Origin of the sequence: Neisseria sp. CP9 (assembly GCF_047758525.1) — a bacterium.
Taxonomy (GTDB): Bacteria; Pseudomonadota; Gammaproteobacteria; order Burkholderiales; family Neisseriaceae; genus Neisseria.
In genome coordinates this window covers 2,573,043-2,585,915 of the sequence record NZ_CP180502.1, presented here as the reverse complement: position 1 = coordinate 2,585,915, position 12,873 = coordinate 2,573,043, and the positions used below count along the sequence as shown (strand labels likewise).

General features: G+C 52.0%; 8 protein-coding genes. 2 read left to right on the top strand and 6 right to left on the bottom strand.

The annotated features are described in order from the left end of the window. Positions 1–111: 111 nt before the first annotated feature. From glgX to glgB, 4 genes are all read right to left on the bottom strand, one after another. The gene (glgX, locus tag ACMYUL_RS12490; protein ID WP_415770908.1) at positions 112–2,112 is read right to left on the bottom strand and encodes a glycogen debranching protein GlgX; all 2,001 of its coding nucleotides are present in this window, start codon (positions 2,110–2,112) and stop codon (positions 112–114) included. 179 nt (positions 2,113–2,291) lie between these two features. Beyond that, positions 2,292–3,347: an HlyD family secretion protein gene (locus tag ACMYUL_RS12485; protein ID WP_204827545.1), complete on the bottom strand. Its 1,056-nt coding sequence runs from the start codon at positions 3,345–3,347 to the stop codon at positions 2,292–2,294. Between the two features lie 20 nt (positions 3,348–3,367). Beyond that, positions 3,368–4,039 (bottom strand): TetR/AcrR family transcriptional regulator, encoded by a 672-nt coding sequence (locus ACMYUL_RS12480; protein WP_415770906.1) that lies wholly within the window; start codon positions 4,037–4,039, stop codon positions 3,368–3,370. 709 nt (positions 4,040–4,748) lie between these two features. Further along, positions 4,749–9,059 carry a 1,4-alpha-glucan branching protein GlgB gene (gene glgB, locus ACMYUL_RS12475; RefSeq protein WP_415770904.1) on the bottom strand — a complete coding sequence of 1,437 codons (4,311 nt, stop codon included), beginning with the start codon at positions 9,057–9,059 and terminating at the stop codon, positions 4,749–4,751. A gap of 515 nt (positions 9,060–9,574) precedes the next feature. Here glgB and ACMYUL_RS12470 point away from each other — a divergent pair. After that, complete coding sequence (locus ACMYUL_RS12470) at positions 9,575–9,820, top strand: hypothetical protein (protein ID WP_003761186.1); 246 nt, start codon at positions 9,575–9,577, stop codon at positions 9,818–9,820. Between the two features lie 58 nt (positions 9,821–9,878). Then, on the top strand, positions 9,879–10,208 hold the full coding sequence (locus ACMYUL_RS12465; protein WP_003761187.1) for an NGK_0946 family protein: 330 nt from the start codon (positions 9,879–9,881) through the stop codon (positions 10,206–10,208). 161 nt (positions 10,209–10,369) lie between these two features. Here the strand turns inward: ACMYUL_RS12465 and nrdD are convergent, their stop codons facing one another. After that, the gene (gene nrdD, locus ACMYUL_RS12460; RefSeq protein ID WP_342031198.1) at positions 10,370–12,151 is read right to left on the bottom strand and encodes an anaerobic ribonucleoside-triphosphate reductase; all 1,782 of its coding nucleotides are present in this window, start codon (positions 12,149–12,151) and stop codon (positions 10,370–10,372) included. A gap of 34 nt (positions 12,152–12,185) precedes the next feature. Continuing rightward, positions 12,186–12,722 (bottom strand): anaerobic ribonucleoside-triphosphate reductase activating protein, encoded by a 537-nt coding sequence (gene nrdG / locus ACMYUL_RS12455; protein WP_415770901.1) that lies wholly within the window; start codon positions 12,720–12,722, stop codon positions 12,186–12,188. Positions 12,723–12,873: the final 151 nt, after the last annotated feature.

The window sequence follows — 12,873 nt, the reverse complement described above, 5'->3', positions numbered from 1 at the left end:
TTCCGTTAAGCAAGTCAATCAGGTAAATTTATTACTCATCTTCGGCATTATAACTGAGGCAGTATGAATAACAGGGTTTTCATTTAAAAACATCTTGCTAACTAAAAAGCATTACTTATCCGGCGATACGTTTGTACGATGCAAAATCCAAATACCCATATGTTCGACTGTCAACTCACCGTCTTGATTGTAATTAAAATTCTCAGATGGTACGCAAGAAATCTGCCAACTTCCTTGAGGCAGGTTAAATATTTGTTGACTACGTTTGGCGTTGATCAACAGCAGCCATTCATCGTCCAAAACGATCTGCATGGCTTTTACGCTGCGATTGTGCCAACAAAGCTCGCTCATCGGTTTGCCTTCTGCATTGAGCCAGCCGACGCGCTCTTTTTCCCACCAGACGTCATCGCCCAATAATTTAATTTCTTGACGCAGGCGGATTAAGTCCCGCGTATAGCCTTGCAATGCTTCGTCCGCCTGATGCCAATCCAACCAAGTAATCGGGTTATCCTGACAGTAGCTGTTGTTGTTGCCCTGTTGGCTGTTGCCGAACTCGTCGCCCGCCAGCAACATCGGCGTGCCGTTGGCAAGGAACAGCGAGGCAAGCAAAGCTTTGGCGGTGTAGGAGCGGTCTTCCAAAATCGCCGCATCTTCGGTTTCGCCCTCGATGCCGTGGTTGTAGCTGATGTTTTCGTTATGCCCGTCGCGGTTGTCTTCGCCGTTGGCATGGTTGTGTTTTTCGTTGTAGCTGACCAAATCACGCAGCGTAAAACCGTCGTGTGCGGTGATGAAATTGATGCTGGCAGAAGGATGGCGGCCGCTGTGGTTGAAAATATCAGACGACCCCGCCAAACGTTCGGCAAACGCACCCAAATTGCCGCTTTCCCACACCCAAAACGCGCGCATATCGTCGCGGAAACGTCCGTTCCACTCGGCAAAAGGCTGCGGGAAATTGCCCAAGTGATAGCCGCCTTCGCCGATGTCCCATGCCTCGACAATCAGTTTGCAACGTGCTAAAACGGGGTCTTGGTACACCACCTGAAAAAAACGTCCGTAAGCCTGAAAATCCGGTTCGCGCCCCAATACCGTTCCCAAGTCGAAGCGGAAACCGTCCACATGAAACTCCTCCGCCCAATAGCGCAGGCTGTCCGCCGCCCAACGGGTTACGTCGCGGCGGACGATGTTCAACGTATTGCCGCAGCCCGACCAATTTTCATAGCTGCCGTCGGGCTTCAGCCAATACCACAAAGCATTGTCTATACCGCGCTGGCACAGTATTGGGCCTTTTTCATCCTGCTCGGCGGTATGGTTGTATACGACATCCAAAATCACCTCCAAACCTGCTTGGTGCAAGGTTTTGACGGCTTGTTTGAACTCCTCCGCCGCGCGTTCGGCATCTGCGGCGTAAGACGGCTCGACGGCAAAATGGGAATAAGTGTTGTAGCCCCAATAATTGCTCAAGCCTATTTTTTGCAGGTGGTATTCGTCCAAATGCTGGTGTATCGGCAGCAGCTCGACGGCGGTAACGCCCAAATTTTTCAAATAATCAATCACGCGCGGATCGGTCAGCGCTTGATACGTTCCTGCGTGTTCCAAATCGGGAAACTGCTTGGTAAACCCTTTCACATGGGCTTCATACACTACCGTCCTGCCCCACGGTTGGTTCGGACGGCGGTCGTCGCCCCAATCAAAATCATCGTCGCCCACTACCACGCTTTTGGGCGCCATCGCCGCATTGTCCCGCTCGTCTTCCGGACGAAACCACGCCATTTCCTCATCATCCCGATAACTCGGTTTGCCGTCGATTTTTTTTGAATACGGGTCGATTAACAGTTTGTTCGGATTGAAACACGAGCCGCCCGGCGCATCAGCGCGTCCGTAAACTCGAAAACCATACCGCTGCCCTGCCCCGACCTCCGGCACAAAGCCGTAAAACACCGACCCGCACCGCGAAGGCATTTCCAAACGGGTTTCCTCTCCCTTGTCAAAGAGGCACAGCTCGACTTTTTCGGCATGGATGGAAAACAGCGCAAAATTCGCCCCTTCCTCGGTCAGCGACACGCCCATCGGATAAGGCGCACCTTCTTCAATGCGCCATGCTTTGGTTTTCATTTTGTTTGTCCTGATTTGATGGAAACGCGTTTGGCTGCGTTTCCGGATAGGTGTTCTTTTTATAGTGGTGATACTCAAGTTGAAAGAGGTCGTCTGAAAAACGAAATCCCGTTTTCAGACGACCTCTTTTAGCCATAAACCTTTGTTTTCATATCAAGGCCGTCCGAATCCGTCAGATGCTAATTCGGCAACCTCACCGCCAGCTCGGCGGGCCATACCCCTTTGTCGTCGGTTTTCACAAAACCGTTGCCCGTCAGCCCACCTTTCAGCAGACGGTTGTATTTCACCGCCGTCTCACGCGGCACTTGCAATTTCACTTTAAACATCAGCTTCGCGCGTTCATCGACCGTTTCCACCGACTTGGGCGTAAACTGCGCGTCCGTCGCGATGAATTTGATTTTGGCGGGGAACACCGCATCAATGCCGTCCAAACGGATACGCGCCTCATCATTGACTTTCAGACGACTTATGCTGTCGGTCGGCAGAAAAATATTCATCGAAACATCAGCAGGATCAAGCAGGCTGACCACTTTTGAACCTGCCGCGACCACGTTGCCCGCTTCCGCGATGGTGTATTCCACCCTGCCCGCTATCGGCGCTCGGATATTCATATCATCGTTGGCGGATGTAGCCGATTTGACCGCCGCCCTCGCCTGTTCCACACCGGCGCGCGCTTCCGCTTGTGCGGCAGCACTTTGCGCCACCGTCGCCCGCGCCTCGTCCCGCGCCGCTTCTGCCGCTTTGACCGCCGCAACAGCGCGTTCATAATCCGCCTGACGTTTGGTAACTTCCGACTGCGACACCAGCTGGTCGGCAAGCAATTTGCGCGCATTGTCCAGCTCCATTTTCGCCACGCGCAGCTGCTGCCTGTTCGCATCCACATTCGCCTGCGCGCGCGCAACCGTCTGTTTCATCTGCGCTTCAGCGGCTTTTGCCCGTCCGACAGCCTCCTCTTGCCGCAATTCCGCCGCCCTAGCCTCTTCCAAACGGCTGCTGCTGGTTTCAGACGACAGTTCCGCCAGAATATCGCCCTCTTTCACATCTGCGCCCTCTTCCACTAGTAACGCCTTCACCCGCCCCGGATACAGGCTGGCGACATCGATGCGGTTCAGTTCCAGCCGCCCGTTGGATTGCGCGATCCATGCAGGCAAGGTTTCTTTTTGGTTTTGAAGGATATACCACGCGCCGCCCGCAGCCAGCGCGACGGCAAGAGAAGCAATAACAGCTTTTTTCATGTTGCGTTACACCTTAATCGTCAAAACGGACGCGCCTTACAGCGGTATTGCGGAAACAGCGCGGCAAACGCCCAATCTATCCTTTGGTGGATGGACGAATCGGTCAGCAAATCCTCATGCCGCCCGTTCATCTCATCGGTCAGTATCCCCAGCATCCGATAGCGCGTGTTCATAATCATCGGCGAGATGACCGCGCCGTTGAGAAACTCAAACTGATTCAACAATTCCAATTCCGGCACATCTTCCCTGCCGTCGCACGCCTTAATATGCTGAATCATCCCGCAGGCAAGCATCTTATGCTGCTTTTTCAACGCCTTGGTAATCAAATCCACGCCTTCTTCGCTGTCCAGCAGCATCCTGTGTATCCACGCCAAATGCTCGCGTATCGTCACCGCCAGCCGCCAGACAATCTGATACAGCCGCTCCGTATCTTCGATATTTTGGGCAAAATCGAACGACACCCGCCCTAAAGCCCGATTGCTGTATTCGATCAACATCGCCTTCACAAATTCGTCTTTATCGGCAAACATCTTGTTAAACGTTTCCAAATTCGAATTTAAATGCTCCGCGATCGCCTGCTCCGACAGCCGCTTGTAGCCGCATCTAGGATAAAAACAAATGCCTGCGGAAATAAATTGCGCACTGGTCACACCGTTCATTATCTTCACCTCATCTGCCTGTATTGTTGTCATAGGACAAATATCCAAGACCCAAATGAAACAAAAATCTTCTGAAATATCAGACCGCCTGCGGACGCTGCCGTCGCAAACCACGCCTCATCCCAAGCCGAGCCGATACAAATGCCAACCAACCGTTATTTTATCAAGCACGCAAAACGCCCCGATTCCGTCATCCGGTCTGTTTTTTTATTTCACTATATAACAAACCGCCCCCGCCTTCAATGCAAGCCATCTTCCAATTATCATTAAAATCCGATAGTTAAATTTGTTTTACGAGGATATGGGTCGTCTGAAAAAACGGTTTCAGACGATTTGAAGAAAGCATCAACAATAAACCAATACCCTTAAAACCCTGCATCGTTGAACTGCAAGCCTGACGGTTTGCCGCCATTCTTGCCCGAGTAACAACGGCTGAGCAAACATAAATGAAAATATAGTGGATTAAATTTAAACCAATACGGCGTTGCCTCGCCTTGGCTCAAAGAGAACGATTCTCTAAGGTGCTGAAGCACCAAGTGAATCAGTTCCGTACTATCTGTACTGTCTGCAGCTTCGTCGCCTTGTCCTGATTTTTGTTAATCCACTATATCAGGACGAAACTTTATTCGTTCCCCCAAAAAAATTTCAGACGACCCCTTCATCTCAAAAGGTCGTCTGAAAAAGCAAAGCGGTTGGTTTGAACCTGTCTTTCTGCGTTCAAAAAAACAAGTTCAGTTCAAGATTACGCTTCGCCTTCTACTTTATCGGCGTCCTCTGTTCCACTGGCTTCAGCAGCTTTGTAGAGGTAAACCGTTGCCAGCGGCGGTACTTTGACGGCGAGCGAGTTGGGTTTGCCGTGCGACCAGATTTCTTCGGTTTGCAGGGCTTGTCCGGCGGATACGCCGCTGCCGTTGTAGCCGGGGTCGTCTGAATTGAGGATTTCGCGGTATTCGCCGGCTTCATTCACGCCGAAGCGGTAGCTGTCGTGGACGACGGGCGTGAAGTTGCTGATGACGATGACGCGGTTACCTTCACGGTCGCAGCGTTCGAACACGAAGACGGAATTGTTGCCGTCGTCGGCGACCAGCCATTCGAAGCCTTCCGGCCATTGGTCGAGTTGGTAAAGCGGCGCGGTGTCTTTATAGACGTGGTTCAAATCGCGTACGAAGTTTTGTACGCCTTTGTGCCAGCCACCTTCTTGGTCGAGCAGGAACCAATCCAATCCTTCGTTGTAGTTCCACTCTCTGCCTTGTGCGAACTCGTTACCCATAAACAAAAGTTTTTTGCCGGGGAAGCCGTACATGAAGCCGTAGTAGGCACGCAGGTTGGCGAATTGCTGCCAGCAGTCGCCGGGCATCCGTCCGAGCAGCGAGCGTTTGCCGTGTACGACTTCGTCGTGCGAGAGCGGCAGGACGAAGTTTTCGCTGTATTGGTACATCATGCCGAAGGTCATTTTGTTGTGGTGGTATTTGCGGTTGATGGGGTCTTCCATCATGTAGCGCAAGGTGTCGTTCATCCAACCCATGTTCCATTTGTAGCTGAAATTCAAGCCTTCTTGGCGGGTTACGTTGGCGAACGAGGTGGATTCTTCGGCGATTTCGGTGGCTGACGGGACGACCTCTTTCAGCATGGTGTTGGTATCGCGCAGGAAGGCGATGGCTTCGAGGTTTTCATGACCGCCGTATTGGTTGGGTATCCACTCGCCGTCTTTGCGCGAGTAGTTGCGGTAAATCATGGATGCGACGGCGTCCACGCGGATACCGTCAAAACCGAAACGCTCTATCCAATACAAGGCATTGCCTTGCAGGAAGTTTTTGACTTCGTTCCTGCCGAAGTTGTAAATCAAGGTGTTCCAGTCTTGGTGGTAGCCTTCGCGCGGGTCGGCGTGTTCGTACAGCGCGGTACCGTCAAACTTGGCAAGCCCGTGGTCGTCGGTCGGGAAGTGTCCGACCACCCAGTCGAGGATGACGCCGATGCCTTCGTCGTGTGCGGCTTTAATCAGGGCGCGCAATTCGTCGGGCGAACCGAAACGGCTGGTCGGCGCATACAATCCGGTCGCCTGATAGCCCCACGAGCCGTCAAACGGGTATTCGGACACGGGCAGGAATTCGATATGGGTGAAGCCCATGTCTTTGACGTATGCGACCAATTCTTTGGCGAGCTGTTCGTAAGTCAGCCAGAAGTTGTTTTCAGGATTGCGTTTCCACGAACCCAAATGCACTTCATAAATGCTGATGGGCGCGTCAATGGCGTTGGCACGGGCGCGGAAGTCGGGTGTGTCCACTTTTTCCGGCAAACCGCGCACGACAGATGCCGTATTCGGACGCAACTCTGCGCCGAAGGCATACGGGTCGGTTTTTTGCCGCACATCGCCGTTGGCATCGCGGATTTCAAATTTGTAGAGGGCGTTGAGTTTGACGGCGGGAATGAAGATGTCCCAAATGCCGTTGTCGCGGTGGAAACGCATGACGTGGCGGCGGCCGTCCCAGTGGTTGAATTCGCCGATGACGGACACGCGCTGCGCGTTCGGCGCCCATACGGCAAAGCTCACGCCTTTCACGCCGTCCACTTCGGCAAAATGCGCGCCTAAAGTTTCATAAGGACGCAGGTGTTTGCCTTCCGCCAGCAACCAAGAATCCATGTCTTTTAAGGCAGAGCCGAAGCGGTATGGGTCTTCTTCGCGCACAGGCTCGGCATCTTCGGTATAACGGACGTTCAAAGCATAGTCGGGCGCGCCTTCGGGCAGCACGGCAACGAAGAATCCGCGTTCATCGACTTTTTCAGACGACGTAATCACCTCGCCGCTCTCACGGTTGACAATATCCACGCCCGAAGCGTTCGGAATCAGGGTTCGCACGACCTCGTCGCCTTCGGCAAGGCGGTGTCGTCCCAAATAGGCGAACAAATCGCTGTGGGTGGCAAGAAACAGGCTTTCGACTGTGTCGCGTTCGACTTGGTCAAGCTCGTGATAAGGCTTCATCCGGCTGTTTTTCTTCATGCGTACCTCTCCAATCATGGCAAGTTGGCCGCCCATCAGGCGGTTGTGGGGAAAATCTTCAAGCGCAACGGGCATTTTGCGCGCCCAGTTGGGATAACCCTCGGCAACGCCCGGCACATTCAGGTTGTCGCTCATGCCCAGCAGGTTTTCCAGTTGCACCGCATACAGTTTGCTGCGACTCATGACGGCATACCGGTGCAAGGCGGTTAGCAGCGCTTCGTCAATTTCAGACGACATCTCGGCGTCGGCTGGCAGGCAGCCGGCGTGTTTCAACTTATCGAACAAATCCGACTTGTCGTGTTCGCGCGCTTCTAAGGTCGTCTGAAAAGTTTCCGCATCGGGAATCGTACCCAAGCGAAACATCAAATCCAAATCCTTGCCCGTCCAATAGCCTGCCAAGGGCGCGACATCGTGCGTGCTGACCACCGTAATCGCCTGTTCGGGATATTCTTCGGGCAACTCAAAGCCGTGCCAGCCTTTGCTGAAATACACGACCTTATAAGAAAACACCTGATAGCGGTTCAGCAAATACCGCGCTTGGTCGGGTACCGTTCCCAAATCCTCGCCGATAACGACGCATTGGTTCCGCCGGCTTTCCAAAGCCAGGATGGCAAACATCACATCCGCGTCGTAATGCACATACGCGCCAAAGTCCGCCGTCTTGCCCGCAACCCACCACAGACGGCACAAAGCCATCACATGATCGATGCGCAAGATGCCGTAAAGCCGCATATTTTCACGCAAAAGGCGGACGAACTTCTCATAGCCCGTGTGCTTCAACATCATCGGATTGAGCGGCGGCAAATCCCAGTTTTGCCCCGTCGGGCTGAATGGATCGGGCGGCGCACCGACCGCCATATCCATGCAGTAATCGGCGCGGTTAAGCCAAGTGTCCGCGCTGCCGCGTGCCACGCCGACCGCCAAATCGCCGTAAATTCCGAGCTTCACGCCGCGCGCCGCAGCCGCCTCGTTCACTTCGCGCAACTGCTCCGCGCAAAGCCATTGCAGCCACATATAAAAACGGATTTCGTGCCGATGACCCTGTGCAAATCTTTGAACTGCCTCGCCATGCGGATCATGAAACTCCGACGGCCAAGACAGCCAACCCACTTCGCCGGAGCGGTTGTAATACTGATCCAACGCCTCAAACAAACCGAAGCCTTCCAAAGCCCCGCCACGTTCTTCGACAAAGGCGTCAAATGCCGCCCGCTCTTGTTCGGCGGCTTCGCATCCGTCGTTTTCAAACGCGTCAAATGCCCTCTGCAAAGCATCGCGCTTGAACGCCCAAACCGCCGTATAAGCGACGGTTTCCGTAATCCGCAACGCCGCAATGCGCTGGCAGATATTCGGCTGCTTGAGCCAGTTTTTCAGCTTTTCGTTGTAGGAAAACGCGCCGACCTTCTCCACATCCAGATAAATCGGATTGAGCCATTCGCGCGAAGACGGGCTGTACGGGCTGGCAAAAGCAGGCTTGGCGCTGAAAAGCGCATGCAGCGGATTGATGCCGACGAAATCCAGTTGCTTATCTGCCGCAAACGCCATCAAATCCAGCAAATCGGTAAAATCCCCAATACCCCAGTTCCGTTGCGAACGCAGGCTGTACAAATGCGTCGTCAGCCCGTTCATCCGCAAACCGCGCTCCAGCATTTTCGGCTGATAAACCGATTGCGGCGCAACCACCAGCCGTACCTTGCGAACAATGCCTTCCACTTCCGCAGACAAAGTGTAATAGCCGCAAGCCAAAGCCGGCAGCGCAACCCAGAGCACGCCGTCTTCGCCATGGTTCAACGCCAAAACCTGCCGTCCGCCCGCTTCGTCTTCCAAGCAAATTTCAGCCGCGCCATAAAACTCAGCAGGAAGTTGTAAAGATTCCCGACCGTTTTCATGCGCAACCAAAGTATCCGTATAAAGGTCGTCTGAAAAACCGTCCTGCTGCAAAGCCTTAACAATCCCTTCCAAAACCTCGGGCTTGGTCGCATGATAAATTCCACCGATGTCGTGGAAACCCAAATCAATACCCAAGCTCGCAGCCTGCTCTTCCAAATGTTCGCTCATGACACAATTCGCCTATTTACAATAAACCGAATCTTAATATAAATAAGATTGAATGTTTCCCATAATTCAGAGAAAACAACCGTTCAGACCAGAATTTCCCTGCTTAGTTTGACTTATCCCAAAATTTTGATTGATGACTCTAAAGACATGCTGACAAAACGGCGGGAAAATTTCTATTATCATAATATTCTAAATAGCAGCCATCTTTTTCGTTGTTTCAGCAGCAAACCTAAGTATTTCTCATTTAATCTCTGAAATTCGTTTTTCGTAAGATTTAAATAAGTTTTCCAAGTAATAATTTATCGAGGAACTTCTATAAAACCCAATATTGTCATACAGTTTCATTGCAAAAAACGATTTGATTTGTTTCTTTCATATATGAAATAAATTCCAAAACATTCGTTAACATACTTTTTTGAATTACGACAGAAGTTTTAACTTGTAAATTCCATAAGATTAAAATAATATACAGAAAATTTTTCACCAGCCCTTCTTTTCATCTGAGATTATTACCTATGTTAAAACAAGCTATTTTACTGACTGCTCTGATTGGTGCGCTTACCGGCTGTACTTACGGCCATATGCACTACTCACCATCCTATGAACAAGAAGCCACCATGCGTGCCGACTCCCGCCGCGTTCAAGCTGACGAACGTGCAGAGCGTGCAGAGCGCCGCCGCGAACGCCGTCAAGAAATGATGGACGAAGCCGACGCTATCAACCGCGCCAACCGCAACAACCGCATCTACATCCTTCACTGATCACCGGTCCTTACGGATTATTGGATTCCTAATACTTATATTTCAAACAGGTAACATCATGAAAAATAAAATCGCAGCCCTGCTCCTGACTTCTTTCGTTATTACCGGTTGCTCTGCCCCCGGAGGCTCCGTAGGCGATTTGGCTATCGGTAGCGACTCTGCAGCCATCAAAGCAGGCCGCAACCGCGAATCTGCACAACTCTCCCGTGCCGAGCTGGAACAACACCGCCGTCAACGTACCAACGTTTCAGAAGAGCTGGCATTGGAACGTGAAAAACGCCAAGACAAACGTGACCAAGTCAACGGCGCGATGGGTACCGCAGCCAATGCAGTCGGCTTGATTGGCGGTATCGCAGGTACTGCCGCTTTGATCAAAGCTTGGTTCTAATTTAGCAGGTATTCGTAAAAACGACCGGTACGGCGTATCGGTCGTTTTTCTTATTCTCTGCTTCAAACTCGTTCATCCCGAATAAAGTCATAGACAAAACCCAAAAGGTCGTCTGAAACTTGAAACCCAAGTTTCAGACGACCTTTATCTATTGAATACCATCAAGCCGCTTTACGGTGGTAGTGCCGCAGCGCATGTTCTTTGCGACGACCGCTACTGAAGGCGGATACGCGTTTCAGATAACCAATAACGCGGGTGCCGTAGTCGATGTCGTGGCTGCCACAGGCGGAGCAGGCATGCAGGGTGCGTTTGTCGATATGACCGCATTCGTTGCAGATGGTGATGCGCACGTTCACGCAGAAGTAGTTGCAGCCGGTTTGTGCGGCGATGTCCAACAGCGAGCGGTAGCCGGTTTCGGGCAGGGCTTCGTCAAGGTTCAGGTGCAGCGCAGAGCCGCCGTCGAGCCAGTCCACCAGTTCTTTGCCGTGCAGCAGGAATTTGTCGAGCGCGTTGATTTCTTCGTCTTCGACGACGTAGAAATAGGAGTTGTAGCATTCGCGACTGACTTTGTAGCCGTCGGCTTTGTCCCATTTGGCGTTTTTCACGCCGAGGTTTTCGGCGGGAACAAACTCGGTGTTGAACTTCACGCCGTAGTGTTTGCTGGCGGCTTGGTTGGCTTCGAATATGGTTTTCAGACGACCTTGGACAAAGTTGATGTAATCGTCGTTGTAGCCGACTTTGATGCCTTGCGATTCGGCGGCTTCCGCCATACCGTTGATACCGATGGTGAGGAATTGTTTGTCCAGCGTGATGAAGCCTGCATCATAAACGGGCAGCATTCCGGCGGCTTGGTATTCTTCCATCAGTTTGCGGTAGGCGTATTGGTATTTGTGGATTTTGGCGACTTCGGCGGCAAGGTCGCGCCCGTCTTGTTCCAGCCGGTTCATGTTGATGGTGATGACGTTGATGGAACCGGTCGCCACGCCGCCCGCGCCGAGGGTATAGCTAAAAGTGCGGTCTTCGATGGCGTTACGCAGACGGCAGCAGGAAGCCAACGAGTCGGGATTATCGGAAAGATAAACGAAGAAGGAATTGCCTTCCGCCAACTCTTTCGCCATTTCGTCGGCAAACACGGTGTCTTTGCATTTGCCGCCGTCGGTCAGCATCGCGGCGGTCACGACGGGGAAAGTCAAAACGGCTTTGGTGCGTTCCTGATTGAACCATTTGAGGAAGAAGTTTTGCAGCTTCGCCACTCTCGCCCACACCGGTTTGCTGAAATCGGGGAAGACGAAATCGCCGAACATCGCATCGAAATAATATTGATCGTAAACGGAAATATTCCAAAATACGCTCTGATAGCCGCGCGCGGCAGCGGGCTGGTTGATGCTGTACACCACCTGCTGCATATGGTTGGCAATTTCTTTGCCGTGGGTTTCCAAATAATCGTCACCGTAGTCTTTGCGGGCGAAGTAGTCGAAATAAGTCAGAAATTCCACCGTCGCCACCGCGCCGGCAAACTGCGCACTGATGGCAAACACCAGGTTGATAAACGAACCGCAAAACGATGCCAGATGCTGCGGCGCCTTGGATTCGCCGCCGAGTTTGCTTAAGCCGTCGAGCAGGAAGGGATACAGCGTAACCGACACACAATAAGGCTTGAGGCTGGTTTCGTCGTGCACATAAATCTCATGCGCCTCAATCTGGCGGATGTATTCGTCGGCAACGGATTGGTCGAAAATTTCGGCGATTTTGCGCGACACTTGGGCGCGGTTAATCTGCACGAAAAAGTCTTTCATGATTTCCGCTTCCATCGTGGCGATGTTTTTCTGGGTAACGTTGGCGTTGGCGTCCATTTTCGAACCGTCCGCCGCGTTTTGCGCACTGATGTAGTCGTGCATGAATTGCAGTTTGCCGTTTAACTGTTCGGGATGCAGCCGAATCATGTTAAGTCCTCCTGTGTGGGTTGGATAAAAAGCCTCAGGCCGTCTGAAAAGCCGCTGCCTGCGGCTGAGTTGTAATCGGGATAATTTTGGGCGCGGGTTTGTCTTTGATAAACAAGCGGTTCAATACCTCGCCCGTGCGCAAATCGATAAATTTCTGATTGGTTGTCGGGCTGTCCAAGCCGCCCAGCTCCATCTGCCAGCGGCCGGTTTTCAGATACGTCAGATAAGGCAGGATGCCGTCTGAAACCGCTTCCAGCTCCTCACGCTCCAGACCGGTGTACAAACAGGCTTGCAAACCCGCCTGCGTCACGATGCCCAACATTTTCTGCAAGGCTTCCGGCTGCCATTCCCCGCCCATAAATAACACGCAGCTAATCAGCCCGCGATAGCGTTTCAGACGACCTCTCAAATAATCCTCAGTCAATTCCGTGCCGATACCTTCTTTCCACGCATCGGCACTGTGGCAGCCCTTGCAGCGCAGCGGGCAGCCTGAAAACAGAAACGCCAGCGACACTTCGCCCGGCACTTCCTGCCATACAATTTGCTCGACTGTGAATTTCAACGCTGTCATGACTTACTACTCATAAATACAATATATGGTGCAAATTAAATCATAAGAACACAAGATATGGTATTTTTATTTAACAATGCAACAAACCGATACGATAGTTTTTGATAATTCACTATATTAAAAATTCAAATCACAAAGCAGTTTAAATATA